The sequence below is a fragment of the Variovorax sp. GW821-FHT09D05 genome (assembly GCF_059416325.1).
Genome location: NZ_JBWKOZ010000005.1, coordinates 337,692 through 363,987, shown reverse-complemented (window position 1 = coordinate 363,987; position 26,296 = coordinate 337,692). Strand labels below are relative to the sequence as shown.

Below are 26,296 nucleotides of genomic sequence, written 5' to 3'. Positions count from 1 at the left end.
AACTCCAACAGGTCGTTTTTCAAACTCGGTTCGCACGTTCGCCGAACGTGCGAAGGTGCGCCATCACCCGGCGGCTCACTTCGCTCAATGGGGACACGTCGTCCACCGCGCCCAGTGCGATGGCTTCGCGCGGCATGCCGAAGACAACGCAGCTGGCCTCGTCCTGCGCCAGCGTGTGCGCACCCGCGCGCTTCATGCGCAGCAGGCCTTCGGCGCCGTCCCTGCCCATGCCGGTCAGGATGATTCCGATGGCGTTCTTGCCCGCGTGCCTGGCCGCCGAATCGAACAGCACGTCGATCGACGGCCGGTGGCGGTTCACCGGTGGCTCCTGGTCGAGGTGGGCCACGTAGTTGGCGCCGCTGCGCGCGAGCGACAGGTGAAAGCCGCCGGGCGCGATGTAGGCATAGCCGGGCAGCACGCGCTCGCCGTGCTCGGCCTCTTTCACGTTGATGCGGCACAGGCCGTCGAGCCGCTGCGCGAACGAGCGGGTGAAGCCGGCCGGCATGTGCTGCGCGATCATCACCGCGGGCGAATCGGGCGGCAGCGGCTGCAGCACTTCGCGGATGGCCTCGGTGCCGCCGGTGGAGGCGCCGATGATGATGAGTTTTTCGGTGCTCAGCAACGGGCTGCGCAGCAGCGATTCGTGTGGCGCGTCGCCGCCAGGGCGCGGGGCCGCGGCATGCCGGCCGGGCAGCAGCCGTGCGCTCGCGGCCGTGCGGATCTTGCCGGCGATCAGTTCGGTGTAGTTGAGCAGGCCGTCGCGCACGCCCAGGCGCGGCTTGGTCACGAAGTCGATGGCGCCCAGCTCGAGCGCGCGCAGCGCGATCTCCGAGCCGCGCTCAGTCAGCGACGACACCATGACCACAGGCATGGGCCGCAACCGCATGAGCTTTTCGAGAAACTCCAGCCCGTCCATGCGCGGCATCTCGACGTCGAGCGTCAGCACGTCGGGGTTCGTGACCTTGATGAGGTCGCGCGCCACCAGCGGATCGGCCGCCGTGCCCACCACGGTCATGTCGCTCTGGCTGTTGATGATCTCCGTCATCACGCTGCGGATCAGTGCCGAGTCGTCGACGCACAGCACCTTGATTTTTTTATTGCTCACGGGTTTCCCTTGGTTGAGGCAGCCGGTGCCGCGCGAAGGCCGGACAGCCTGCGCAGCAACTCGCCCTCTTCGTTCTGCACCTGCGCCACTTCTGTCTGCGCACGCAGCTTGCGCACGATGGCCTTGCCGGTCGCCGGCACGAAGCACACGCGGCGCGCATGCGGCCCGCGCAGGTCTTGCGCGGCGACTTCGATGCGTTCGTTGCGCAGGTAGCGCAGCACGAAGTCGGCGTTGCGGTCGCCGATGTTGAGCGTGGTCATGTTGGCCAGCACCGCGCCGCCGCCGAACACCTTGGCGCGCAGCCGGTCGCGGCGCGCGCCCGCGCGCACCAGCTCGCGGATCAGGGTGTCCATGGCGTAGGCGCCGTAGCGCATCGACTCGGATGCATCCCGCGTGCCGGTGCCGGCTGCTTCGCCGTCGTCGGGCAGCATGAAATGGTTCATGCCGGCCACGCCGGCTTCCCTGTCGTGCAGGCAGGCAGCCACGCACGAGCCGAGCACTGTGCTCAGCACGGTGTTGCTCGAAGTCACGTAGTACTCGGAAGGCAACAGCTTCACGGCCATGAGGCCGACGTCGCGGTCGAAGTAGTGATGGCTGGCCACCGAGTCCGGTGCGGCAGGGTTCGAGGCCATCATGGAACGCCCGTGGCACGCGCGCGCGCCAGCTCGTACACGGTCTGGCCCAGCGGCCGGAAGGCCTGGTTGACGAGCGACGCGTTCTCCGAATGCCCCGCGAACAGCAGGCCGTTCGGCTTGAGAAGCGGTGCAAAGCGGTCGAGCACCTTCTTCTGCGTCGGCTTGTCGAAATAGATCATCACGTTGCGGCAGAAGATCGCGTCCACCGGCTCCTTCACCGCCCACGCGCTGTCGAGCAGGTTGAGCCGCGAGAACTTCACCAGCGCCGCCACCTCCGGGCGGATGCGCGCCTTGCCCGCATTCGCGCCGGTGCCCTTGTTGAAGAAGCGCCGCAGCCGCTCGGGTGCGAGCCTGCGCACCTGCTCGGCGGTGAACACGCCGGTAGCCGCCTTGGCCAGCACCGAAGTGTCGATGTCGGTGGCGATCACACGCGACGAGCCCGCCTTGTCACCCAGCGCCTCCATCAGTGTGATGGCAATCGAATAGGGTTCCTCGCCCGTCGAGGCCGCCGCGCACCACACGGTGACGGGCTGCTTCGCCTTGCGCACGTGCTCGGCCAGCGTCGGGAAGTGATGGGCCTCGCGGAAGAACGAGGTCAGGTTGGTGGTGAGCGAGTTGATGAACAACTGCCACTCCTCGCCATCCTGCCGCCCTTCGAGCCAGTCGAGGTAGGTGGCGAAGTCGGGTACCTGGAGCTCTCTCAGCCGGCGCGAGAGCCGGCTGTACACCATCTGCCGCTTCTGCTCGCCCAGGGCGATGCCGGCGCGGCGGTGTATGAGGGTGCGGATCCGGGAAAAGTCGCTGTCGGTAAAAAGGAACTCGGTAGTCACGGCCATCCTGGAAGCTTGGCTTTCAATGTACATAGCGTCCGCCGTTTCCAATGGCCCGATCAAACGAACAAATGCCCTGCACTTCCGGCCTCGCGCGCGTTCAGGGGCCGGCCGCGACCGGGCTCGCGTCCTGCGCCCACACCAGCGCAGACAGCTGTGCCGCATTGACCTGGTCCGCGCTCAGGAACAACGCTTCCGACAGGCGCGAAGCCTGTCCGTCGTCGAGCTCGCAGCTTTCGGCCAGCGCCACGAAGGGGCCGTACAGGCCGCCGCGCGAAAGAATGGCCTGCTGCACCGACTCGGTGAGCTGCACCTTGCGCAGCACGCCCTCCATCGACACGCCCAGCAACTGGTCGAGCAGAGAGAACATGCCGGCCACGAACAGGTTGTCGGCCTCGCTGGCCGGCAGCATGCCCTGCCCCATCAGTTCGACGAAGCGCCCGCGCAGGATCGCCTTCTTCATCATGAAGGGCGAGCCGCCCTTGTTGCTGGTGGCCAGCAGCAGCGACAGCCAGCGGTACAGCGGCGAGTAGCCGAGCATGGCCACCGCATGGCGCAGCGAATGGATTTCCACCGCCATGCCGACCGAGGGCGAGTTGATGTAGCGCAGCAGCCGGTAGGTGAGCGCAGCGTCGTGCTTGAGCGCGGCCTCGATGACGCGCACGTCTTCGTTGCGCTGGAGCATCTGCATCAGCTGCACGATCAGCAGCGACTCGGGCTGCAGCGCGTCTTCGGTCTCGCGCACCGGCGGGTTGCGGAACGCGCCTTCGATGAACACATTCACGCGGCGCCCGGCGCAGGCGTCGAATTCGTCCCAGTTTTCCACGCGCGAGGCGATCGGCTCGACCGGCGGGTGGCCCAGCTCCGCGTCCCGGCGCAGCCGAGCCACGGTGTCGGCGTCGCGCGCATCCACCGCGAAGTGAGTGACGATGGCGCGCAGCTCGAGGTCTTCGGGCAGCGCAGTGGCGCCGCACAGCATGAAGCCGAAACCCTGCTCGCGCAGGAACAGCAGGATGGAGCGCATGTCCGCGTCCAGCAGTTCGTCCACGCCCATGCACAGCACCATGTGCTGTGGCGGCAGCGATTGCAGCTCGCTCTGGAACAGCGCATCGACCGTCACGTCGACGAACACCAGCTGCGGCCCCAGCAGCCAGCCCGCGGGCGTGGGGTTGAGGTGCATGGCGAGCGTGTCCATCAGCGCCTTGACGCCGGCAGCGCCGGACACGCCGGAGCCCTCGCCGCCCGCCGCGCGCCAGGCCATGCGATAGCCCATGACGCGCCGCTGCGCGTCGAGCAGCATGGCATAGGCCACGTGGCCGTCGGGCCCCGCGTCGGGCTGTGCCGACCCGTCGGTGCCGGCGCCAAGATCGGGGTTGGCCCCTGTGTCGCCGGAGGAACGCCGGAAGAAATCAAACCGCATTCAGCTGTCTCCGTGGGGTGTCAGAGCGATCAAAGCGCGATGGCGTCGGTGGCAGTCCTCCGGGCGGCGCCCGCCAGCGCGGCCGTGCTCGCGGCCTGCGCGCGCTGGATGCGCGGCATGGCGCCCACGTCGATGATGAAAGCCACGCTGCCGTCGCCGAGGATGGTCGCGGCGGAAATGCCGGGCACCTTGCGGTAGTTGGTTTCCAGGTTCTTCACCACCACCTGGTGCTGTCCGAGCAGTTCGTCCACCAGCAGCGCGAAGCGGCTGTCGTCGGCCTGCACGATCACCAGGATGCCCTGCGTGGGATGCGTCTGCGCACCCGACACGTCGAACACGCGGTGCAGTTCGATCAGCGGCAGGTACTCGCCGCGCACGCGGATCACGTGGCCGTCGGCGGTAATGGAATGCAGGTGCTCCGGCAGCGGCTGCAGCGACTCGATGACGTAGCTCAGCGGAAGGATGTAGGCCTCGCTGCCCACCTTCACCGACATGCCGTTGAGGATGGCCAGCGTGAGCGGCAGCACGATGCGCGTGGTGGTGCCCTGCCCGCCGCGCGAGTGGATCTCCACGTGGCCGCCCATCTCCTGGATGTTGCGCTTGACCACGTCCATGCCCACGCCGCGGCCCGAGATGTCGGTGACCTGTTCGGCTGTGGAGAAGCCGGGCGCGAAGATGAGCTGCCACACCTCTTCGTCGGGCATCGACTCGCTGACCGGCATGCCCTGCTGCATGGCCTTGGCCAGGATGCGCTCTCGGTTGAGGCCGCCGCCGTCGTCGCTCACCTCGATCACGATGTTGCCGCCGTGGTGCTGCGCCGACAGCAGCAGCTGGCCGGTAGCGTCCTTGCCCTTGGCCAAGCGCACTTCCGGCGTTTCGATGCCGTGGTCGAGGCTGTTGCGCACCAGGTGCGTGAGCGGATCGACGATGCGCTCGATGAGGCCCTTGTCGAGCTCGGTTTCCTTGCCGTAGGTGTCCAGGCGAACCTGCTTGCCCAGCTTGGCGCTGACGTCGCGGATCACGCGCGGGAAGCGGCTGAACACATAGTCCATCGGCATCATGCGGATGGACATGACCGATTCCTGCAGGTCGCGCGCATTGCGCTCCAGGTGGCCGAGGCCGCTCAGGAAGCGCTCGTAGGCCACCGGGTCGAGCATGGTCGCGGCCTGCGTGAGCATCGACTGCGTGATGACGAGCTCGCCCACGAGGTTGATGAGCTGGTCGACCTTCTCGACATCGACGCGGATGGAGCTGGATTCCTTGGCGGCGGGTGCGGCGACCGATGCCGCTGCCTGCGGCTTCGATGCCTCGGCGACTACAGCAGGCTCGGGCACTGGCGCTGCCACGGGTGCCGGGGCTTCGGCCACGGCCGGGGCCTCTACGGCAGCAGCAGCGGCTTCATGCGTGATGTCGATCTGCGACTCGTCGATGACGAAGCAGCAGACCGCGACGATGTCGTCGGGCGCGCAGGTGGTTTCCAGCAGCACGGTCAGCTGGTCGTTGCTGCGCGTGCGCGACAACACCTTGCCGAGGTTGGCCAGCTCGCCCGCGAGCAGGTCGCATTCGCTGTCGGACAGGCGCGCGAAGCGGATGCGCAGTGCGCCGCTGCTCGACGCGGACGATGCGACCGGCGCTGCAGGCGCAGCCACCGGCGCACGAGCGGGAGCAGGCGCCGGTGCGGACACCTGCGCCACCGCGCTGTCGTCGCCGCTTTCCAGCGCGAGTTGCTGAAGCACGCCACAGATGTGCGCGACCATGTCCGGGTCCGGCTCCTTGCCGGCCTGGTAGGCAGTGAGTTGTTCTTGCAAGGCGTCCTTCGTTTCCAGGAATGCATCGATCATTCGGCCGTTCAGGCGCAGCTGCCCGTGGCGGGCGCGGTCCAGAAGCGACTCGAGGACGTGCGTGGTGTTGGTCAGGGCGACGAAACCGAAAGTCGCGGCGCCGCCCTTGATCGAATGCGCCGCGCGGAAGATGGCGTTGAGCTGTTCGCTGTCGGGTGCCTCGACGTCGAGCTCCAGCAGCAGCTGCTCCATCTCCGCGAGCAGTTCGACGGCTTCGACAAAAAAGGCCTGGGTGAATTGACTGAGGTCCATCTCTTGAGCTCTTGTTGTTTTGTTGTTACGACGCCTTCGCGGCCGCCTTGCCGATGCGCGTGCCGGCAGGCTCGCTGCTGTTCTCGCGCTCGATGCGCTCCTGCGTGCGGTGGTTGAGCAGGATGATGCTGATGCGCCGGTTGATGGGGTTGCGCGGGTCGGCCTTGTCCAGGTGCATGCTGTCGGCCAGGCCGATCACGCGCAGCACCTTGTCCTCGGTCATGCCGCCGGCCACGAGCTCGCGCCGCGAGGCGTTGGCGCGGTCGGACGAGAGCTCCCAGTTGCCGTACGAGCGGTCGTTGGTGTAGACGATGGCATCGGTGTGGCCCGACAGCGTGATCTTGTTGGGCAGGCCGTTGAGCGCGGGCGCCAGCTCGCGCAGGATGGCGCGCATGTGCGGCACCACGCGGGCGCTGGCCAGCTCGAACATCGGGCGGTTCTCGGTATCGACGATCTGCAGGCGCAGGCCCTCGGTGGTGATGTCGATCAGGATCTGCGAGCGGAACTGCTGGAACACCGGGCTCTTCTCGATCAGCTGGTCGAGCTTCTTCTTCATGTCGGCCAGGCGGGCGGCGTCGGCCTCGTCCTCGCTGGCCGTTTCGGTGAGCTTGACCTCGCCCTCGACGTGCATCGGATCGGCGCCGCCGCCGGGAATCATGCTGGTGCTGAGGCTGGACTTCTCGCCGCCGGCCAGCGCCACGCGCAGCGGCATGCGGAAGTGCTCGGCGATGCCTTCGCGCTGCTTCGGGCTCGAGATGGAGAGCAGCCACATCACGAGGAAGAAGGCCATCATGGCGGTCATGAAGTCGGCATAGGCGATCTTCCAGCCGCCGCCCGCATGGCCGCCGCCGCGCGCGCCCGCGTGCACGCGCTTGACGATGATCTGGGGCTTCGAGTCGCTCATGGCCGTGTATGCGTCAGCGCGCCTTGACTTCGCGGACGTGGTTGTCCAGCTCGGTGAAAGACGGGCGCTCGGTAGAGAACAGCACCTTGCGGCCGAACTCCACCGCGAGCTGCGGCGCGTAGCCGTTGAGGTTGGCCAGCAACGTGACCTTGGCGCACTGGTAGATCTTCATGCCCTCTTCCACCTTCTGCTCGATCAGCGAAGCCAGCGGCGACACGAAGCCGTAGGCCAGCAGCACGCCGAGGAAGGTGCCCACCATCGCGTGGGCAATGAGCGCGCCCATCTCCGAAGGCGGCAGGTTGGCCGAGCCGAGCGCGTGCACAACGCCCATCACGGCCGCGACGATGCCCAGCGCGGGCAGTGCGTCGCCCACGCGCGAGAGGCTGTGGCCGGGCACCGCGGCTTCGTGGCGGATGGTTTCGATCTCGTGGTCCATCAGCGCCTCGATCTCGTGCGCGTCGGTGTTGCCGCTGATGACCAGGCGCAGGTAGTCGCACAGGAAGACGGTGATGCCCTCGTGCGCCATGATGCTCGGGTAGCGCATGAAGATCTCGCTCTGGGTCGGGTCTTCGACGTCGGACTCCAGCTTCATCATCCCTTCCTTGCGGGCCTTGGCGAGCAGCTCGTACAGCAGCGCCATCAGGTCCATGTAGAGCTGGCGGTTGTGCTTGGAGGTGCGCAGCAGCAGCGGCAGCTCCTTGATGGTGGCCTTGATGGTCTTGCCGTTGTTGCCGGCAATGAACGCGCCCAGCGCGGAGCCGCCGATCATGAGCAACTCCACCGGCTGGAACAGGACGCCGAAGTGCCCGCCCATGAGGCCGTAGCCACCGAACACGGCACCTATCACCACGAGATATCCAGCCAGAACCAGCACGCGCTTCCCCTATCGCCCTGCGGCGTCGAATCAACAAACCCCAGGCCTCCGGACACCGGAGGCGGGGGCACTTTTTTCCTAGACGGCGCCGCCGATGTCGAGCACCGGCGCCACGGCGACGAGCCCACCCCGGCGCACCTCGGACAGCTTGGGCTTGCGTGCCTTGCCTGCGCGCGAAGGCGGACGGCACAGCACGCACACGTAGCCGTTCTTGTTGTCATGTGCATGGGCCACGAAGTGGCCGCCGCAGCGGCTGCAGGTGCTCAGCTGCAGCATGTCGCTGTCGAAGAAGCGCACCATGGTTTCGGCGCGGGTGAAGTCGAGCACCACCTCGCCACCTTGCGACTCGACCTGCTCGGTGTAGAGGCGATAGGCCTTGATGAGCGCGGGCAATTCGTTCTCGTCGGCTTCGTCGAGCATGAAGCGGTAGATGTTGTAGAACATCGACGAGTGGATGTTGGCCAGCCACGTCATGTACCAGTCGGTAGAGAACGGCAGCAGGCCCTTGGGCGGAGAAACGCCCTTGAGTTCCTTGTAGAGGCGTATCAGGCGCTCCCGGCTCAGCTTGACTGCCGCCTCCAGGAACTGCAGCCGGGCGCCGAGACCGATCAGCTCGATCGCGAGCTGGACCTGCCGGACCTCGCCCAGAACGCTCTTGCTGCTCACGCCGCGCTCGCTCCGCGCATCGGCGCCTGGGCTTGAGCCTGGGCCTGTCGCGCAGCCATCAGGATCGACATATGCGCCTGCTGCAGCGCCGGCTCCTTGCCCTCGCCGACCACCGCGAACATCGGTCGGTCGTCCAGGCGGAAGCTGCACAGCAGGAAGTTGGAAGCAGCCAGCTTCACGATCTGGCTGAGCGACATGTTCGCCAGCAGATCGGCAAGCTCGCGCCCCACCCCCAGGCGGAACATGGCCTCGGCCCGATCCTGCTTGACCAGCTTCTGCGCCAGCAGCATATAGGCCAGATTTATCTCGCCGATTTCTCTCGAAATCACGCCGTTTGCGGTGATGTTGCAATTTTCCACGTCTGATCCCATTTCCGATTCAAAGCTCACTTCGTGCTCCTATCAATCGTGTATACATTATATACACAAAGTTTTACATGTTGAAGTGTTTTGTATGACAGGAGGCCAAAAAAGGTAGGAGTCGTCTGACAGAAACGCCACTTGTCCCCATGGAGAGTGAGGGTCATAAGCGTTACACAATCACGTAACAAGTTGTTCCAATCGCGAGTTTTTGGGCAGTAATTTATTCATCAGAGGCATCGAATTAATAAATACTATGGCCTTGTTTTGATTCACTGATAAATCTCTTGCATGAATATCCGTATTCATGATTTGCCATTGATTCGTTGTTCAATTAGTCGCCTGCGCGACCTTCGAGGCCGTAGATCCACGCCATGACCTCGGCCACCGCGAGGTACAGCTGCGGCGGTATCTGCTGATCGAGGTCGACCTGCATCAGCAGCTTCACGAGGTCGGCCGACGAGTGCACGTAAAGCCCGTTCTCGCGCGCCTCGCGCATGATCGATTCGGCCACCACGCCATAGCCCTTGGCCACGACAACCGGGGCCCGTGTCTTGTCCGCATACGAAAGCGCGACGGCGCTGTTGCGGTTGTCGAGCACTTCGTTCATGCCGCCGCCTTCGCCATGACCTGCACTTGCTGCAGCCGCAGGCCCGCCGCGTCGAAGCGCTTCGCGAGCCGGCCCGTGTCGCCGCGCAGGCGCGCCATGGTGGCGGTCTCGCGCGCAAAGAGATGCGCCTGCACGGCGGGGCCTTCGAGGCTCAGGCGCAGATCGACTTCGCCGAGCCGCGGCAGCGCCAGCGACACCGTGGTCGACCAGCGGCGCGTGCCCTCTTCTTCCGCCGCGGCGCCATCTCGCTGCTGCGCCTGCTCTTCCTCGATGGACCAGCTCATCGGCACGTCGGGCCAGGCCTGCCCGCTCCAGCGGAAGACTGCGCTGGCCAGCAGGTCGAGCTGCTGGTGCACGATCGTGACGGCCTGCGGATGAATCACTTCGGCGCCGCGCGATGCCGATACGGCAGCAGCGCCGTCGGCCTGGCGTGCGGAATCGCCGGCACGATGCACGGGCATCGAATCGAGCATGCCGCCGACCTGCGCGCTCTCGGGTTGGCGATAGGCCGCCTGCACGCGCGCGGCATCGTTCGATACGGCTTGCCCGGAAACCTGGGCGGGGTCTTGTGCGGAACGAGCGGCTTCCTGTGGCTGCGCATCGGTGGCGGGCGCCTGCGGCACGGGCGCATTCTCAACAGTGCGGAATGCATCGCCCTGTGGTACCGATACCACCATGGCTTGCACCAAGAGCGCAGGCGACACGCCGGACACCCCCGCGGAGGTCGCGGAGGCAGGCGCCTGCGCAACTGCAGCCAATGCCGCCACATCGGGCCTCGCAGCCACCGGCGCCGACCAGCGCGCCTGCGGCTCCTGCGCCATCTGCGCGAGCGTGCGGCTGCCGGCCGCGAACTCCGCCAGGTGCGATTCATAGAAGAGGCCGCTGTCCGACACCGTCTGCGCCAGCGCGCCGGCCAACGCCGCAGCGCTCGCAGGCTGCCCGCGCGACGACAGCAGCGGCGCCGCGCCGCGCACCGGCCCAGGCTGCGCCTGCAGGTCGGCCAGCACCGCGCCGATGACGCGCGCCGCCACCGACAGCCGCATGGCCACCGACGGCGTCGCACCCGCGCCTGCATGCGCCGTGCCGCCGGCCATCGCGCCCGGCAGTTGCCGGTCGAGCGCGGCATTGGAAGGCAGCCGCACGTCGTTGTCGACCTTGCCGACAGGCACGGCCGGCCCCGGCGCGCCGATGACGGCCTCGGCCTTGATGCCCAGCACGTCGAGCCGCGGCGCCAGCCTTGCGGCCAGCAGCGCATCGAGTAGTCCGGCGAGTGCAGTCATGGTGCGGCTTCTTCGGCGTTTCTTCGGGCCGCGCTCAGTGCGGCGGCCCGTAGGCTCTGCCGAGGTTCTTCTGCTGGGTGAGGTACCCCATCCGGCCGATCAGGTCCTCGATCTGCGGCTTGATGAGGCCCGACACCTCGGCCTGATCCGAGCGGATGCGTTCGAGCAAATCGAGCACATGCTCGACCTGCATCGAATCCAGCGTCTCGAACGGCTCGATGGCGCGCAATCGCTCGACCATGGCCGCGCAACGCTCTTCGAGCGCGGGGAGCCGGCCCCATTCCTTGGCGCGTGCCAGCACCAGCATCGATGCAATGCTGGTTGCCAGCTCCTCGTAGCAATGAACGACCTCACTCCGGAATGCCATGTTGTCCTGTCTCATTTTTGCGGTTGCATTTCAGCTGCGAGCCCGGTCGTCGATCTCCCGCCAGGCGGAAGCGACGTTCTCGAGCAGCCGGTCAGCCTCGTCCAGGGCCTGCACGTCGTTGTGCAGGTTGGCGCGGAACAGCCGCTGCACGATGTAGTCGTACAGCGCCGACAGGTTGCGCACGAGTTCGGCGCCGGCATCGCCGGCGGCCTGGGCGTCGAGCGCGGCCTTCAGGCCGTTGTCGACGATGCCGATGGCCTTGGAGATCGCATTGCCCTTGGCTTCGATATCGCCGGCCGCCATGTGGTGGCGGGCCATGCCGATGGCGGTCTTCGCGCCATCGAAGAGCATCACGATGAGCTGGTGCGGCGACGCGCTCATCGCGCTCGTTTCCACACCGACGCGCGCATAAGCGCCGGCGCCGGTGCGCATGTTGTGGGAGGTGTACATCGGCTGGTGCCCCGCTTGCTTACTTGCTGCTGTTCGACATCGCTTCGAACTGCTGCGTGAGATAGGACTTCGTGTTGTTCATGCTGTTGATCAGCACGTCGAGCTGGTTGAACTGCTTGCGGTAGCGGTCGACCGTGGCGTCCACGCGCAGCTGCATCGCGTCGTACTGGTCGTCGAGCTGCTTGATGGTGGAGGTCACGCCGTCGCTGGCCACCTTCAGGGCGCCGGTGTTGAGGTCGGTCACCAGCGCATCGATCTGCTTGCCGTAGCCGGCCGTGCTGCCGGTGGCGCTCGAGAAGAGGTTCGCCACGCCCTTCAGGTTGTTGGCGAGGGCCTTGTCGAGCTTGTCGGAGTCCACGGCCAGGGTGCCGTCCTTCTGGAAGGCCACGCCGATCTCGGTGAGCACCTTCATGTCGTTGGTGCCGCCGGCCTGCGGCGTGGTGAGCGCCTGGCGGATGCGCGTCTGCAGGTTGCGCAGCGTGCTGTCGCCCACCAGCGCGGCGGCGGTGTTGGTGTCGGCGTCGTACGTGGTCAGCGACGCGGCGGTGCTCTGGAGGCTGTTGTAGGCCTTCACGAAATCGTTGATCGCCGTCTTCACGCCGGCCGTGTTTTCCTTCATCGACAGGCCGGTCTTGCCGGTGTTCACCAGCGTCAGCGTGGCGCCCTGGATGGCTTCCTTCACGGTGTTGCTCGCGCTGGTGACGTCGATGCCGTTGACGTTCAGCTTGGCGTTCTGCGCCGCTGCCGTCTGCTTCAGGTTCTGCGTGCCGGCCGGGTCGTTGTTCAGCAGGTTCTGCAGCGTCGCATCGCCGTCGACAGAGATGCGCATGCTCGACTTCTCACCGGTCTGCGTGGAGGTCAGCACCAGCCGGTTGGGCGAGCCGCTGCCGTCGTTCACGATGGTGGCCGTCACGCCGGCATTGGCGCCGTTGATCGCGTTGCGGATGCCTTCCAGCGTGTTGTTGGTCGGGTCGATGGTGATCGACTTCGCGGTCTGGCTCGCATCCGCGGTGAACGTGGCGCCGGTGTACTGGCCGGTCGTGGCGTTGAGCGTGCCGCCCGTGATCGCGCCGAAGTCGATGGTGATCTTGCCGTTGCCGATCGCGGTCTTGGTGTCGACCTGGCCCGCGGTGATGACGGTCTGCGCCTGCGCGAGCTGCGACACGTCGATGGTGTAGTTGCCGGCGGCGCTCACGTCCGTGGCGGATGCCGACAGGATGCCGCTGACGGTCGGCGTGCCGGTCACGCTCTGGAACAGCGTCGGGTCGCCCAGCTTCTTGGCGGCCGTCTGCAGTGTGCTGAGCGCGCTCTGGATCGTGCCGTAGGCGGACAGCTTGCTCGTGTAGCTCTTGGCCTTCGCCTGCAGTGCCACCAGGGGCTGGCTCTCGGCGGTCTGGAGTTGCGTGAGCAAGCTGGCAAGGTCGAGATTGGCGCCGACGCCGAGGCTGCTGATGGTTGCCATGTGAAAGCTTTCCTGAATTGGGTGTTCTGCTACGAATGAAGAATCTGGTTCGGCCTCAGGCCGCGTGGTCCACCAGCAAGCCGTTGCCGTCGCTCATCAGCTTCGCGATGCGCACGACGTCTTCATTGGGAATCTGGCGGATGACCTCGCCGCTGGCGCGGTCCACCACCTTGACGATGACTTTGTCTGTGTCCTTGTCGACCTCGAACTGCAGGCCGACCTCGCGCAGCGCGAAGGCTTCGTTCACCTGGTGCACCGCCTGCTCGACCTGCACCGGCGTGGCGTCGTCCTTCGCGTCGGCCGCAGCGTCGCCCTTCGCACCGGCCACCAGGCCCCGCACGGCCGCGGCGCCGCCGACGAGCAGCTGCGTCCACTGGTTCTCCATCACGGGGGTAGCCGGCACGGGGTTCAACATCATTTCCACCTTGTCTTGCTGGTTCGCTGTCCTCTGGGGCCTCACCCTTGGGGCATGGCCGCAGAGGGCAGCGCAAGTGGTCCCGGCTTGCTCCGGGGACCTGCGCCAGCCGGACTCCACCCTTGCGGGAGGGGCCCGGCATTCCTTTGCTTCTGACTAACTAGACCTTGTCGATCAACGCAGGAGCGACAGCACGCCTTGCGTGGTCTGGTTGGCTTGCGACAGCACCGAGGTACCTGCCTGTTGCAGGATCTGGGCGCGCGTCATGTTCGACACTTCAACTGCGTAGTCAGCGTCTTCGATGCGCGAACGCGACGAGGACAGGTTGGTCACCGTGGTGCCGAGGTTGGCGATCACCGAGTCGAAACGGTTCTGCACCGCACCCAGCGAGCTGCGCAGCTTGTCGACCTTCGACAGGGCGGCGTCCAGTGCCTTCAGCGGGTCGACCGTCGACTTGGCATCGCTCACTGCGTTGGTCGTCACCTTGCCGGGCTTGGTGGAATCGGCATACACGGTGCTGCCTTGCGAATCGGTCGCCACGCCGTTGGCGTTCAGGTTGATCGATTCGGCGGCGGTCGTCGTCAGGCCGCTCACGCCCATGTAGGCACCGGTCACGGCACCGCCGGCTGCTGCCACTGCGTAGGCCGCGGTAGCGCCAGCGCCGTCGATGTCGATGGAACCTGCGCCAGCGTTGATCTTGGCTGCGACCTGGTCGGCCGTGGCGCGCTCGCCGGCAACCGCGAAGGTGCTGGCGCCGGCAGCTGCCGTCACCACCGTGTACGAAGCGCCGGTTGCGCCGATGGTGATCGAGTCGCCAGTGGCGGACATGCCGGTGGCTTGCTCGAGCACTGCCGACAGCGTGGCAGCGGAAGTCGCGCCAGCGCCCGTCTTGGTCAGGTTCTTCGACGCGTCGAGGTACAGGGCCGAGCCGTCGGCAGCGTCGGTCATTGCACCGTTGCTGTCGATCTTGACGTCCATCGAACGGTTGCCGAGCTTGACCGTGGCGGTCACGCTGGTGCCGGCCGGCGGGGTCAGCGAAGCGAGCGTGTTGGCCTGGCTGCGGGTAGCTTCCGTGGCGGTGTAGCTCTTGGTCGCCGCGCTGTAGGTGTAGGTTGCGCCGCCGGTCATGGTGACCGTGCCGCCGTCCTGCATCTTGGCCAGCACGTCGTTGGCCGTGGCGCCGTTGGCGGCCGTGGTCAGCGTGCGGCTGTAAGCCGTGATGCCGTTCGTGGTGGCACCCGCGGTGAAGCCGGCGACCAGCAGGTCGGAAGCCGTGGCGGTCTTGTTCTTCGAACCGGTGTTGTTGACGTTGAAGCCGTCCAGACCGAGGGTCTTGGCGCTGATTTCTTGCAGGTCGATGTCGATGGTTTCGCCATCGTTCGCGCCGACTTGAACGGTCAGCTTGCCGGCGTCAGCCGACAGGACCTTCACGCCGTTGAACTGGGTCTGTTCCGAGACGCGGTTGATTTCGTCCAGGCGCTGGCCGATTTCCGACTGGATCGAGTCCAGGTCGCTTGCCGAGTTCGTGCCCGTGGCGGCTTGCACCGACAGTTCGCGGATGCGTTGCAGGTTGTTGTTGACTTCGGTCAGCGCGCCTTCGGTCGTCTGGGCGATCGAGATGCCGTCGTTGGCGTTGCGCGTTGCTTGCGTCAGGCCCTTGATGTTGGCCGTGAAGCGGTTGGCAATGGCTTGGCCGGCAGCGTCATCCTTGGCGCTGTTGATGCGCATGCCCGAAGACAGGCGCTCGATGGCGCTGTTCAACGCCGACTGCGACTTGTTGAGATTGTTCTGCGTGATGAGAGAGAGGCTGTTCGTGTTGATGACTTGCGCCATGTTCGACTCCTGATTGATGAAAAAAGGTTGTGGACTCCGGCCTTCGGCCGTAACGCTGGACCCGCTTCCACTGTGAGACTCAAGCCATCGTTAACTTGGTTATCGGCGGGGTCTCACGAACCTTTAGGGCAACGTACAAAAAAGTTGCACAGGCTGCCCATGCCACCAACCCGCACCCTCAGGCCTGCAGGTTCATCACTTCCTGATAGGCGGTCACCAGGCGGTTGCGCACCTGCAGCCCGGTCTGGAACGCGACGTTGGCCTTCTGCAGGTCGACCATCACGTCATTGAGCGCGACACCGGGCTTGCCCAGTTCGAACGACTCGGCCTGCGCATAGGCCTGCTGCTGCGCGCCGCTGATGTTGGAAAGCGAGCGCTGGAGCTCGGCTGCGAAACCGCCGGCTTCGACCGGCGTACCGGCAGCGGCCGCGGGCGCAATGCCCGTGTGCAGCGCGGTGGCGCGCATCTGCTGCAGTACGGATTCGATGGCACTGATCGACATGGGAGATCCCTCTTCCTTTGTTTGAACACTTCTGCGTGACTTGACATGGAGGGGCAAAAGCCCTCCTGCCTGCTTGCAGCGTATCAAGGGAAGACCCCGATTCAAGCGCGCAACTGAGGGCAAAAACCCCGGCTGTTCGGGCATTCGAATTCCGGGTGACTGTTGACAATCGTCGGCGAAACGAACAGGCCGCGGACGACATCACGGGCCATCCGGAATGAAATCTCTACACCGAATCTCCACTCCCACCATGGCAACGGCAACCGCCACGACGAAGGTGCACCCATGAGCACGGCGGCGCCCGCGGGTGCTTTGCCTGCGGCCGACAACGGCCAGCCTGCGCTACTGGACCGCATGCGCGCGCAGCCCCGGCTGCCGCTGATCATCGGAGGCGCGGCCCTGGTGGCCGCCGCGGCCGCGTTCATGCTCTGGAGCCGCGGGCCCGACTACAAGGTGCTCTACACCAACGTGTCGGACCGCGACGGCGGCGCGATCATCGCGTCGCTGCAGCAGATGAACGTGCCCTACAAGTTCGCCGACGGCGGCGGCGCGATCCTGATCGCGGGCGACAAGGTGGCCGAGACGCGCCTGAAGCTCGCGGCGCAGGGCCTGCCCAAGGCCGGCGGCGTCGGCTTCGAACTGATGGACAACCAGAAGTTCGGCACCAGCCAGTTCGCCGAGCAGGTCAACTACCAGCGCGGGCTCGAAGGCGAGCTGGCGCGCTCCATCGAATCCATCGGCGCCATCGAGTCGGCGCGCGTGCACCTGGCGCTGCCCAAGCCCTCGCTCTTCGTGCGCGACCAGAAGAAGCCATCGGCCTCGGTGGTGCTCGCGCTGGCACGCGGGCGCAGCATCGACGAAGGCCAGGTCAGCGCCATCGTGCACATGGTGTCCAGCAGCGTGCCCGACCTCGACGCCAAGAGCGTGACCGTGGTCGACCAGCGCGGCAACCTGCTGTCTTCGGCGCGCGGCGGCGACCGCGGGCTGGACGTGAGCCAGCTCAAGTACGCGCAGGAGATCGAGCAGGGCTACATCCGCCGCATCGAGGCGATCCTGCAGCCCATCGTCGGCGCGAACAATGTGCGCGCGCAGGTGGCGGCCGACATCGACTTCTCGGTGGTCGAGCACACCGACGAGAAATACAAGCCCAACCAGGACCCGACGCAGGTCGCCATCCGCAGCCAGCAGAGCAGCGAATCGGCGCAGCACGGTGGCGGGCAACCCGGCGGCGTGCCGGGCGCGCTGTCGAACCAGCCGCCGGTGAACCCGACCGCGCCCATCACCGGCCCGCGTGCACCGAACGCACCGGGCACGCCGCCCGCACCGGGAACACCCGGCGCTCCGGGTGCACCGGGCGTGGCAGGCTCCACGGCCAGCACCGCCCCCACCGGCCCGAGCAGCACGCGCAAGGACACCACCACCAACTACGAGCTCGACCGCACCATCCGCCACGTGCAACAGGCCGCCGGTGGCGTGAAGCGCCTGTCGGTCGCCGTGGTGGTGAACAACCGCGATGCGGTGGACGCGAGCGGCAAGAGCAGCAGCCGCGCACTGACCCCAGCCGAGCTGGAGCAGATCCGCAACCTCGCGAAGGAAGCCATGGGCTTCAGCCAGGATCGCGGCGACTCGCTCAACGTGGTCAACAGCGCCTTCGCCCGCGACGCCGACAGCGCTCCCGCGCCCGAGGTGCCGTTCTGGCGCGACCGCGAGAACGTCGAGCTCGGCAAGACGCTGGGCCAGTACCTGCTGTACGGGCTGCTCGCGCTCTTCGCCTGGTTCGCCGTGCTGCGTCCGCTGATGCGCCGGCACCTGGCTCCCGCGCCTGCACCCGCGGCGTCCTCCGGCCCCGCCTTCGCGCCGGTCGCGGAGCCGGACCCGAACGCGCCCTCCCCCGACGAAAGCCTGCGCGAGCGCGAGGCCAACCGCCGCAAGGCCGACATGGAATACGCCCACCAGGCCGCCGACAAGGATCCGAAGCTGGTGGCCACCCTGATCCAGCACTGGATGCACAACGATGAATAGCGAAATGGGAACCCGCAAGAGCGCCATTCTTCTGATGGCGCTGGGCGAAGACCGCGCCGCCGCCGCGCTGCACCAGCTGCCCACCTCCGAGGTGCAGGCGCTGGGCCTTGCGATGTCGAAGCTCACCTCCGTCTCCAAGGACGAGCTGGCCGCCGTGCTATCCGAATTCCGCCACGAGACCGAGCAGCTGTCGGCCCTGCACCTGGGCTCGACCAGCTACATCCGCGCCGTGCTGAAGAAGGCGCTGGGCGACGACCGCGCCAGCAACCTGCTCGAAGACATCCTGCAGCCCGACGAGCCGCACGGCGGCATCGAGCGGCTCAACGAACTCGAGGCCGGCGAAGTGGCCGAACTCATCCGCGACGAGCATCCGCAGATCCTGGCAACGCTGCTCGTGCACCTGGACCGCATGAAGGCATCGGAAGTGCTGGAGAAGCTGCCGGCGCGGCTGCGCCACGACGTGATCATGCGCGTGGCCACCTTCGGCGGCGTGCAGCCATCGGCACTGAACGAGCTGACCGACGTGCTCACCGAGATGCTCGCGGGCCAGGGCGTGCGCCGCAGCCGCCTGGGCGGTGTGCGCACCGCGGCCGAGATCGTCAACCTGATGAGCACCGGCGTGGAAGAAGAAGCCATCGCCCATGTGCGCGAACAGGACGAGGCGCTGGCCCAGCGCATCGTCGACGAGATGTTCGTGTTCGAGAACCTGCTGGGCCTCGAAGACCGCAGCATCCAGCGCCTGCTCAAGGACATCGAGTCCGACTCGCTCATCATCGCGCTCAAGGGCGCGCCGATGGAGCTGCGCGACAAGTTCCTCAACAACATGTCGCAGCGCGCCGCCGAGACGCTGCGCGAAGACATGGAGCTGCGCGGCCCCGTGCGCGTGTCGCAGGTCGAGACCGAGCAGAAGGCCATCCTGCAAGTCGCCCGCCGTCTGGCGGAGGCTGGCGAAATCGTGATCGCGGCGCCTGGTACCGATGACTTCGTCTGACACCAACGGCGCCTTCGGCGAGTCGCGCGAACGGCTTGCCGCCATCCACGCCGCCGCGCGCCATGCGGCGGCCGGACCGAAGCCTGCGCCCTCGCCCACTCCCACGCTTTCGGCCTGGGAGCGCTGGGAGATGGGCACCATCGACGGCAAGGCACCCGCCAGCCGCAAGGGCGCGGAGCGCAACGGCCCGCCGCCTGCACCGCCCGCCCCCAGGGTCGACCTTGCCGACATCGCGCGCATCCGCAGGGAAGCCCGCATCGACGGCGAGGCCGAGGGCCGCGCCGCCGGGCTTGCCGAAGGCCGCAAGGTCGGCCACACCGAAGGGCTGGCCACCGGCCTCGCGGCCGCCAGCGTGCATGCCGAACGCCTGCGCGCGCTGGCCCAGTCGCTGCCCGATGCATTGCGCCGCGCAGAAGAAGAACTCTCCCACACCGTGCTTGCGCTCGCGCTCGACGTGGCGCGCCAGGTGGTGCACCGCACGCTGAAGGCCGAGCCCGAATGGGTGCTGCCCGTGGTGCGCGACCTGCTCAACACCGAGCCCGCGCTGCGCGGTGAGCCGCGCCTGCTGCTGAACCCCGACGACGTGGCACTGGTGAAGAACAGCCTCGGCAATGAGATCGAAGCCGCCGGCTGGCAAGTGCGCGCTGACGACACCATTGCGCGCGGTGGCTGCCGCGTGCAGTCCGCCACCGGCGAACTTGACGGCACGCTCGGCACGCGCTGGAAGCGCGTGACCGCCTCGCTGCACGGCGACGCCGACGGGCAGGCCGACTCGCTCTGACGCCTATGCAGACCACCGCCGCCCCCAACGCCCATCTGCAGTCGGTGCGCGCTGCGCTGGAGAAAGCGCGCGCCAACGTCGCGCATTGCGAGACCACCATCGCCTCGGGCCGCCTCACCCGCGCCGTCGGTCTGGTGCTCGAAGCCGTGGGCCTGCAACTGCCCGTGGGCAGCGACTGCCTGATCGAACTGCCGCCCGGCCATCCGCAGCGTCACGCCGAAGCCGAGGTCGTTGGCTTCGCCGGCGACCGCCTGTTCCTGATGTCGCAGACCGAAGTGGCGGGCCTCGTGCCCGGAGCGCGCGTGTTCGCGCGGCCCGGCTCGCCGGAGCCCGATGCAGCCGGCATGATCGGCAACGCCCACACCAAGCGCCTGCCCGTGGGCGAAGGCATGCTCGGCCGCGTGGTCGATGCAGCCGGCCGCCCACTCGACGGGCTCGGTCCGCTCGACATCGCGCGCAAGGTGCCGCTGAGCACGCCGCCCGTCAACCCGCTGTCGCGCGCGCCCATCGATTCGGTGCTCGACGTTGGCGTGCGGGCCATCAACGCGATGCTCACCGTCGGCCGCGGCCAGCGCATGGGCCTGTTCGCCGGCTCCGGCGTGGGCAAGAGCGTGCTGCTGGGCATGATGGCGCGCTACACCAGCGCCGAGGTCATCGTCGTCGGCCTGATCGGCGAACGCGGCCGCGAGGTGAAGGACTTCATCGAGAACACGCTGGGCGAAGAGGGCCTGGCCCGCGCGGTGGTGGTGGCCGCGCCCGCCGACAACTCGCCGCTGCTGCGCCTGCAGGGTGCGGCGTATGCAACCTGCCTGGCCGAATACTTCCGCGACCGCGGCAAGGACGTGCTGCTCATCATGGACTCGCTCACCCGCTACGCGATGGCGCAGCGCGAGATTGCGCTGGCCGTGGGCGAGCCGCCTGCCACCAAGGGCTATCCGCCGTCGGTGTTTGCCAAGCTGCCGGCGCTGGTGGAGCGCGCGGGCAACGGCGCACGCGATGCGCAGGGGCGCGGCGGCTCGATCACCGCCTTCTACACGGTGCTGTCCGAGGGCGACGACCAGCAGGACCCGATTGCCGACTCGGCACGCGCGATTCTCGACGGGCACGTGGTGCTCTCGCGCACGCTGGCCGAGGCCGGGCACTACCCTGCCATCGACATCGAGGCTTCCATCAGCCGCGCCATGACCGCGCTGATTCCGTCTTCGCAGTACGACTCGGTGCGCCGCTTCAAGCAGATGCTCTCGCGCTACCAGCGCAACCGCGACCTGATCAGCGTGGGCGCCTATGCGCCCGGACACGACCTGCAGCTCGACCAGGCCATCGCGATGTACCCGCGCATCGAAGGCTTCCTGCAGCAGTCGATGGACGAACGCGCGGGCTACGCCGAATCGATCGGGCACCTCGAAGGCCTGTTCGCGACCGAGCAGCGCGCATCCACGACAACAACACCGCAGAGATTCACGAAATGACACGCAAGCTCCCTCTCGGCATGCTGATCGACCTGGCGCACACGCAGACCGACGACGCCGCACGGCGCCTGGGCGCGCTGCAGAACGCGCACCTCAACGCCAGCCAGAAGCTCGAACTGCTGCTGCAGTACCGGCAGGACTATCACGACCAGCTCGACGCGTTGATGCGCGACGGCCTGCCTTCTTCGCAGTGGCGCAACTACCGCAACTTTCTGGGCACGCTGGACGGCGCCATCGAGCAGCAGCGCGCCATCGCGGCGCAGACCGAGACCCGGCTCGACACCGGCCGCACCGACTGGCAGCAGCAGAAGCGCCGCCTGAGCTCCTTCGACACGCTGGCCGAGCGCGTGCGCATGCAGGAAATGATGGCCGAGGCCAAGCGCGAGCAGCGCGACAGCGACGAGCGCGCGGCGCGCAAGTTCTTCGACCGCGCCTCGCACCCGACTCTTTGAGTCCACTGATTGAATCTCCACGCAGGAACCGACATGACTCCCATGATCACGCCCCCCGTCATGACGAACGCCACCAGCCAGCCTGCCGCGCAGACCGGCGTGCGCAACCGCGGCGCGGACGAAGACCAGGGCCGCAGCTTTGGCGCGGCGCTGGAGCGTTCGCGCGCGAACAACGGCAGCCACGGCGACGCGGTGCCGAAAGACGGCGCACAGGATGTCGCCGCCATCGACCGCAAGCCGGTGCGCAAGCCCGGCGCGGATGAAGACACGAAGAAAGAAGACGCGCTGCCCGCCGATCCGAACCTCGCCTTTCTCGGGACGGCGCACACGCCGCTGCATGCGCTGACGCTCGCGGGGCGCTCTGCTCAACAGCAGAAGGGTGAGGGCGCGGCCGATCCCACCGCCGCAACGTCGCCCGCCGGTGCGGCAGACATTCCGCTGGACCCGGCCCTGCAGGCCGCTGCCGCGAAGACGCTTGGCGCTGATGCAGCCGTCGCCGATGCATCGGCCGCACCCGAAGCCGCTGTGGTCTCGAAAGATGCCGCCACGAAACCCGCGACGGCCGCACTGCCCGCCACCCAGGCTGCGCAACTCCAGGCCGACACCGCGCCAGCCTCCTCGCTGCACGAACTCGCCCGCGCCGCCATCGCGGCACAGACCATGTCCGTCGGCATCGCGAAGCCCGCATCCGCTCCCGCCGGTTCGCCGATCGGCACCGCCGCGACCGGCCGCAGCGCCGCATCGCGCGCCCCCGTGAGCGCCACCACCGCCGAGCAACTGGCCAGCGCCGCGCAGCAACCCGAAGCGGCCGACGATGCACAAGCCAAGGCCGCGCCCATTGCAGCAGTGGCAGCCGCGACCGCCAGCGACACGGACGCCCAGCCACCCGTGGCACCCATCGCGCTCCAGCAGCCCGCCGCTGTAGCAACCGCTTCATCAGACAGCGCGAACGACACGGCCGCCACACGCGCCCCCGTGCACACCATCGCCCCCGAAGTCGGCAGCGACAAATGGGCGCCGGCCCTCGGCCAGCAGCTGGCGCGCATGAGCACCAGCGGCAATCACACGGCCGAACTCAACCTGAACCCAGCCGGCCTCGGCCCGCTCAAGGTGACGCTGTCGATGGGCGACAACCAGGCGCAGGCCATGTTCGTGTCGGCCCATGAGAGCGTGCGCAAGGCCATCGAGGCCGCGCTGCCACAGCTGCGCACTTCGCTGTCGGAGCAAGGCATCACGCTGGGCCAGACCTCGGTCGGCGCGGAAACCCGCCAGCCCTTCGGCAACGACGCCGCCTTCGCACAGCAGCAAAGCCAACAACAGCAGCAGAACGCCGCGCGGCAGCAGGCGGCCTCCCCTTACCCCGGCACAGGCCGCACCACGGCAAGCGCCCCGGCAATTGCGCCCCTCGCCGCCGTGCGCGCGGGTGCTTCCAACAACGCAGCCGGGGTGGACACCTTCGCCTGAGCCCCGGCAACACATTCGCCCCCCCGCCCGCGACGGCGCCCTGTGCGGCGCCCCGCAATGAACGGATATGAAACGCCTTTGTGCGCTTGTTCGGCCGTTCGTTCGCGAGGGACTTCGCAAAGAATAGATCGGACAAGAAAAACCGCTTAACCATGGCTACCTCATCACCCGCCGCAACTGTCGCACCGGCCATCTCCGCAACGCTGGCCCCCCGCCGCTCCTCGAAGCTGCTGATCGGAATCGTGATCGCCGTAGGCCTGATCGCTGCCGGCGGCGCGGCTGCGTATGTCTTCCTGCCCCGCTTCATGGGCGCCGCCTCCACCGAAACGGCCAAGGCGCCGACGCCCGAGAAGCCCATCTTCCTGACGCTCGAGCCGCTCACCGTCAACCTGCAGTCGGAAGGCCGCGGCCGCTTCCTGCAGATCGGCATGGCGGTGCGCGTGCGCGACGAGCAGACCAAGGCGCAGCTCGTCGAGTTCATGCCCGAGGTGCGCAGCCGCCTGCTGCTCCTGCTGTCGAACCGCGCGCCCGAATCGGTGGTGGCGCCGGAAGACAAGGCCAAGCTGGCCGAGGAGATCCGCAAGGCGCTGAGCACCCCGCTGGCCCCGGAAACGCCCGAACTGGGCATCTCCAGCGTCTCCTTCAACACGTTCGTCGTGCAGTGACCACCTCTTCCTTCGGACAAGCGATCCATGGCGTATGAACAGGTGCTCTCCCAGGACGAGGTCGATGCGCTTCTGCAAGGCGTCACCGGCGGAGACCTCGACCAGGCGGCCTCCCCCGCACCGCCGAAGGACGGCCTGCCGGCCTACGACCTCGGCGCGCCCGACCGTGTGGTGCGCAACCGCATGCACACGCTGGAGGTCATCAACGACCGCTTTGCGCGCGGCCTGCGCGGCGCGCTGCTGAACTTCATGCGCCGCAGCCCCGACATCTCGGTGGGGCCCGTGCAGATCCAGCAGTACGGCGAGTTCGTGCGGCACCTGCCGGTGCCCGCGAACATCAACATGATCCACATGAAGCCGCTGCGCGGCACCGCCCTCTTCGTGTTCGACCCGAAGCTGGTGTTTCTCGTGGTGGACAACCTGTTCGGCAGCGACGGCCGCTACCACGTGCGCGTGGAAGGCCGTGACTTCACGCGCACCGAGCAGCGCATCATCAAGCGCCTGCTCGACCTGTCACTGCAGTGCTATGGCGATGCGTGGCAGCCGGTGTTTCCGCTCGACTTCGACTACGTGCGCGCCGAGATGCACGGCAAGCTCGCCAACATCGTCGCGCCCAACGAGGTGGTGATCAACACCACGCTGCAGATCGAGTTCGGCCCGGTGGGCGGCTTCCTGCACGTGTGCATTCCCTACTCGATGATCGAGCCGATCCGCGACCTGCTGTCCAACCCGATCCAGGACGAGGTCGAGGTCGACAAGCGCTGGGTCAAGCAGATGTCGCGCCAGATGCAGGCCGCCGACGTCGAGCTGGTGGCCGACTTCGTGACCATGCCATCGACGCTGGGCGAAGTCATGAAGCTGCAGATCGGCGACGTGATTCCCATCGAGCTGCCCGAGACGGTCGTCGCCAAGGTCGGCGGCGTGCCGGTGATGGAGTGCGGCTACGGCACCTCCAACGAGCGCTACGCGCTGCGCGTGCAACACATGATCTCCCACCAAGACAGCGATTTGAAGAACGACCATGACTGACAACACCTCTTCCGGCAGCAGCGACGCGGACGATTGGGCCAGCGCCCTGGCCGAGCAGACGGCCGCCTCGGCCCCTGCCGCATCCGAACCCGCCCCCGCACCCACATTCGCGCCAGCCACCGCGCAGGTCTTCCAGCAGATCCAGGACGCGCCGGCCCCCGCGCACTCGTCCACCACGCCGGTAGATATCGCTCGCGTGCTCGACGTGCCGGTGCAGCTCACCGCCGAGATCGGCCGCACGCGCATCACCATCAAGAACCTGCTGCAGCTGTCGCAGGGCTCGGTGGTGGAGCTCGACGGCCTGGCCGGCCAACCGCTGGACGTGCTGATCAACGGCTACCTCATTGCGCAAGGCGAAGTGGTTGTGGTGAACGAGAAGTACGGCATTCGCCTGACCGACATCGTCACGCCCTCCGAGCGCATGCAGAAGCTCGCGCGCGCATGAGCCTTCCCACCGTGCCCACGCCCGTTCACGACGTGGCTCCAGCCGCTGTCGGCGCATCGGGCCTGCTGCAGGCCGGCTTCGGCATGGCGGCGGTGGTCGGCCTGATTTTTCTGTGCGCCTGGCTCGCGCGGCGCTTCGGCCTTCAGCGCCTGGGCAGCGGCCAGCTGGTGAAGGTGGTGTCGAGCGCCGCAGTCGGCCAGCGCGAGCGCGTGGTCGTGGTGGAAGTGGGCGACACCTGGCTGGTGCTGGGCGTTACGCCGAGCCAGGTCAACACGCTGCACACGCTGCCGGCGCAGGCCCATGCGGCCGCTGCAGCCTCCGCGTCGCCATCGGTCGCACCCACACCTGTCGAACTCTTTGCCCGCAAACTGCGTGAAGCCCTCTCGGGCAAGCCGCATCGTCCTGCCCCATGAAGAACCCCGCATTGCGCCGCGGCATGCGCGCCGCGCTGCTGTTGCTCGCCGCCACGCTGCTGCCCGCCGTTGCATGGACGCAGGGCCTGCCCGGCATCACCAGCACGCCCGGCCCCGGCGGCAGCCAGACCTGGTCGCTGAGCGTGCAGACCATGGTGCTGCTGACCTCGCTCACCTTCCTGCCCGCGCTGCTGCTGTCGATGACCAGCTTCACGCGCATCCTCATCGTGCTGGGCCTGCTGCGCACCGCCATAGGCACGCAGACATCGCCGCCCAATCAGATTCTGGTGGGGCTGTCGCTCTTCCTCACCTTCTTCGTGATGTCGCCGGTGCTCGACAAGGCCTACAACGAGGCCTACAAGCCCTTCTCCGAGAACAAGATCGGCGCCGACACCGCGCTGGAACGCGGCATAGCGCCCTTCAAGACCTTCATGCTCAAGCAGACCCGCGAGAACGACCTGGCCCTGTTCGCCCGGCTCGCCAAGGTGCCCGAGATGCAGGGTCCCGAAGACGTGCCGCTGCGCATACTGCTGCCCTCCTTCGTCATCAGCGAGCTGAAGACCGCATTCCAGATCGGCTTCACCATCTTCATACCGTTTCTCATCATCGACCTCGTGGTGGCCAGCGTGCTGATGTCCATGGGCATGATGATGGTGCCACCTGCTTCCATCGCGCTGCCCTTCAAGCTGATGCTCTTCGTGCTGGCCGACGGCTGGCAACTGCTCATCGGCGCGCTCGCGCAAAGCTTCTACCTCTAGGT

The 26,296-nt window shown here is 67.2% G+C and carries 28 protein-coding genes; 11 read left to right on the top strand and 17 right to left on the bottom strand.

Going from position 1 to position 26,296, the window contains the following annotated elements; all coding sequences use genetic code 11:
* Positions 1 to 19 precede the first annotated feature (19 nt).
* The 17 genes from AC07O3_RS16050 to fliE all read right to left on the bottom strand — a co-directional run bounded on the left by AC07O3_RS16050 (position 20) and on the right by fliE (position 15,805).
* Entirely contained in the window at positions 20 to 1,045 is a 1,026-nt protein-coding gene (locus AC07O3_RS16050; RefSeq protein ID WP_373559405.1) for a protein-glutamate methylesterase/protein-glutamine glutaminase, read from the bottom strand.
* A 56-nt stretch (positions 1,046 to 1,101) separates the two neighbouring features.
* Positions 1,102 to 1,740 carry a chemoreceptor glutamine deamidase CheD gene (gene cheD / locus AC07O3_RS16045; protein WP_093178162.1) on the bottom strand — a complete coding sequence of 213 codons (639 nt, stop codon included), beginning with the start codon at positions 1,738 to 1,740 and terminating at the stop codon, positions 1,102 to 1,104.
* On the bottom strand, positions 1,737 to 2,576 hold the full coding sequence (locus AC07O3_RS16040; protein WP_371127411.1) for a CheR family methyltransferase: 840 nt from the start codon (positions 2,574 to 2,576) through the stop codon (positions 1,737 to 1,739). Before AC07O3_RS16040 ends, cheD begins: the two co-directional genes overlap by 4 nt.
* Before the next feature lie 94 nt (positions 2,577 to 2,670).
* Complete coding sequence (locus AC07O3_RS16035) at positions 2,671 to 3,990, bottom strand: EAL and HDOD domain-containing protein (RefSeq protein WP_495339782.1); 1,320 nt, start codon at positions 3,988 to 3,990, stop codon at positions 2,671 to 2,673.
* Positions 3,991 to 4,019: 29 nt separating this feature from the next.
* Complete coding sequence (gene cheA, locus AC07O3_RS16030) at positions 4,020 to 6,083, bottom strand: chemotaxis protein CheA (protein ID WP_495339781.1); 2,064 nt, start codon at positions 6,081 to 6,083, stop codon at positions 4,020 to 4,022.
* A 25-nt stretch (positions 6,084 to 6,108) separates the two neighbouring features.
* On the bottom strand, positions 6,109 to 6,987 hold the full coding sequence (gene motB, locus AC07O3_RS16025) for a flagellar motor protein MotB (RefSeq protein WP_093058569.1): 879 nt from the start codon (positions 6,985 to 6,987) through the stop codon (positions 6,109 to 6,111).
* Between the two features lie 13 nt (positions 6,988 to 7,000).
* Positions 7,001 to 7,861 carry a flagellar motor stator protein MotA gene (motA, locus tag AC07O3_RS16020; protein ID WP_093058568.1) on the bottom strand — a complete coding sequence of 287 codons (861 nt, stop codon included), beginning with the start codon at positions 7,859 to 7,861 and terminating at the stop codon, positions 7,001 to 7,003.
* Positions 7,862 to 7,939: 78 nt separating this feature from the next.
* On the bottom strand, positions 7,940 to 8,527 hold the full coding sequence (gene flhC / locus AC07O3_RS16015; RefSeq protein WP_093058567.1) for a flagellar transcriptional regulator FlhC: 588 nt from the start codon (positions 8,525 to 8,527) through the stop codon (positions 7,940 to 7,942).
* On the bottom strand, positions 8,524 to 8,916 hold the full coding sequence (gene flhD / locus AC07O3_RS16010) for a flagellar transcriptional regulator FlhD (RefSeq protein WP_371127410.1): 393 nt from the start codon (positions 8,914 to 8,916) through the stop codon (positions 8,524 to 8,526). Before flhD ends, flhC begins: the two co-directional genes overlap by 4 nt.
* A 304-nt stretch (positions 8,917 to 9,220) precedes the next feature.
* Entirely contained in the window at positions 9,221 to 9,496 is a 276-nt protein-coding gene (locus AC07O3_RS16005) for an EscU/YscU/HrcU family type III secretion system export apparatus switch protein (RefSeq protein WP_093077277.1), read from the bottom strand.
* A complete protein-coding gene (fliK, locus tag AC07O3_RS16000) occupies positions 9,493 to 10,776 on the bottom strand; it encodes a flagellar hook-length control protein FliK (RefSeq protein WP_495339780.1) in 1,284 nt (427 codons plus the stop codon). Before fliK ends, AC07O3_RS16005 begins: the two co-directional genes overlap by 4 nt.
* Before the next feature lie 34 nt (positions 10,777 to 10,810).
* The gene (locus AC07O3_RS15995) at positions 10,811 to 11,143 is read right to left on the bottom strand and encodes a flagellar protein FliT (RefSeq protein ID WP_256216787.1); all 333 of its coding nucleotides are present in this window, start codon (positions 11,141 to 11,143) and stop codon (positions 10,811 to 10,813) included.
* A 30-nt stretch (positions 11,144 to 11,173) separates the two neighbouring features.
* Positions 11,174 to 11,593, bottom strand: coding sequence for a flagellar export chaperone FliS (gene fliS, locus AC07O3_RS15990; RefSeq protein WP_093058563.1), 420 nt, complete (start codon positions 11,591 to 11,593; stop codon positions 11,174 to 11,176).
* Positions 11,594 to 11,612: 19 nt separating this feature from the next.
* Entirely contained in the window at positions 11,613 to 13,055 is a 1,443-nt protein-coding gene (gene fliD / locus AC07O3_RS15985; protein ID WP_093058562.1) for a flagellar filament capping protein FliD, read from the bottom strand.
* 55 nt (positions 13,056 to 13,110) lie between these two features.
* Positions 13,111 to 13,473 (bottom strand): flagellar protein FlaG, encoded by a 363-nt coding sequence (locus tag AC07O3_RS15980; protein WP_093058561.1) that lies wholly within the window; start codon positions 13,471 to 13,473, stop codon positions 13,111 to 13,113.
* A gap of 171 nt (positions 13,474 to 13,644) precedes the next feature.
* Entirely contained in the window at positions 13,645 to 15,303 is a 1,659-nt protein-coding gene (locus AC07O3_RS15975) for a FliC/FljB family flagellin (RefSeq protein WP_093058560.1), read from the bottom strand.
* 178 nt (positions 15,304 to 15,481) lie between these two features.
* Positions 15,482 to 15,805, bottom strand: a complete 324-nt coding sequence (gene fliE, locus AC07O3_RS15970; RefSeq protein ID WP_093077280.1) for a flagellar hook-basal body complex protein FliE — start codon at positions 15,803 to 15,805, stop codon at positions 15,482 to 15,484.
* A gap of 285 nt (positions 15,806 to 16,090) precedes the next feature.
* Here fliE and fliF point away from each other — a divergent pair, with 285 nt between their 5' ends.
* The 11 genes from fliF to fliP all read left to right on the top strand — a co-directional run bounded on the left by fliF (position 16,091) and on the right by fliP (position 26,294).
* Positions 16,091 to 17,827 carry a flagellar basal-body MS-ring/collar protein FliF gene (gene fliF / locus AC07O3_RS15965; protein WP_495339779.1) on the top strand — a complete coding sequence of 579 codons (1,737 nt, stop codon included), beginning with the start codon at positions 16,091 to 16,093 and terminating at the stop codon, positions 17,825 to 17,827.
* The gene (fliG, locus tag AC07O3_RS15960) at positions 17,820 to 18,818 is read left to right on the top strand and encodes a flagellar motor switch protein FliG (RefSeq protein ID WP_495339778.1); all 999 of its coding nucleotides are present in this window, start codon (positions 17,820 to 17,822) and stop codon (positions 18,816 to 18,818) included. Before fliF ends, fliG begins: the two co-directional genes overlap by 8 nt.
* A complete protein-coding gene (gene fliH, locus AC07O3_RS15955) occupies positions 18,805 to 19,599 on the top strand; it encodes a flagellar assembly protein FliH (RefSeq protein ID WP_307617366.1) in 795 nt (264 codons plus the stop codon). The genes fliG and fliH overlap by 14 nt, the downstream gene beginning before the upstream one ends.
* Before the next feature lie 5 nt (positions 19,600 to 19,604).
* Positions 19,605 to 21,068, top strand: a complete 1,464-nt coding sequence (gene fliI, locus AC07O3_RS15950; protein ID WP_093058555.1) for a flagellar protein export ATPase FliI — start codon at positions 19,605 to 19,607, stop codon at positions 21,066 to 21,068.
* Positions 21,065 to 21,520 (top strand): flagellar export protein FliJ, encoded by a 456-nt coding sequence (fliJ, locus tag AC07O3_RS15945; protein WP_093058554.1) that lies wholly within the window; start codon positions 21,065 to 21,067, stop codon positions 21,518 to 21,520. Before fliI ends, fliJ begins: the two co-directional genes overlap by 4 nt.
* Positions 21,521 to 21,562: 42 nt before the next feature.
* Complete coding sequence (locus AC07O3_RS15940) at positions 21,563 to 22,984, top strand: flagellar hook-length control protein FliK (protein ID WP_495339777.1); 1,422 nt, start codon at positions 21,563 to 21,565, stop codon at positions 22,982 to 22,984.
* Positions 22,985 to 23,136: 152 nt separating this feature from the next.
* Positions 23,137 to 23,649: a flagellar basal body-associated protein FliL gene (fliL, locus tag AC07O3_RS15935; protein ID WP_093058552.1), complete on the top strand. Its 513-nt coding sequence runs from the start codon at positions 23,137 to 23,139 to the stop codon at positions 23,647 to 23,649.
* Positions 23,650 to 23,676: 27 nt separating this feature from the next.
* Positions 23,677 to 24,678, top strand: coding sequence for a flagellar motor switch protein FliM (gene fliM, locus AC07O3_RS15930; RefSeq protein ID WP_093058551.1), 1,002 nt, complete (start codon positions 23,677 to 23,679; stop codon positions 24,676 to 24,678).
* Positions 24,671 to 25,123 carry a flagellar motor switch protein FliN gene (fliN, locus tag AC07O3_RS15925; RefSeq protein ID WP_093077287.1) on the top strand — a complete coding sequence of 151 codons (453 nt, stop codon included), beginning with the start codon at positions 24,671 to 24,673 and terminating at the stop codon, positions 25,121 to 25,123. The genes fliM and fliN overlap by 8 nt, the downstream gene beginning before the upstream one ends.
* Positions 25,120 to 25,536, top strand: coding sequence for a flagellar biosynthetic protein FliO (fliO, locus tag AC07O3_RS15920; RefSeq protein WP_093077289.1), 417 nt, complete (start codon positions 25,120 to 25,122; stop codon positions 25,534 to 25,536). Before fliN ends, fliO begins: the two co-directional genes overlap by 4 nt.
* Complete coding sequence (gene fliP / locus AC07O3_RS15915; RefSeq protein ID WP_495339776.1) at positions 25,533 to 26,294, top strand: flagellar type III secretion system pore protein FliP; 762 nt, start codon at positions 25,533 to 25,535, stop codon at positions 26,292 to 26,294. The genes fliO and fliP overlap by 4 nt, the downstream gene beginning before the upstream one ends.
* Positions 26,295 to 26,296: the final 2 nt, after the last annotated feature.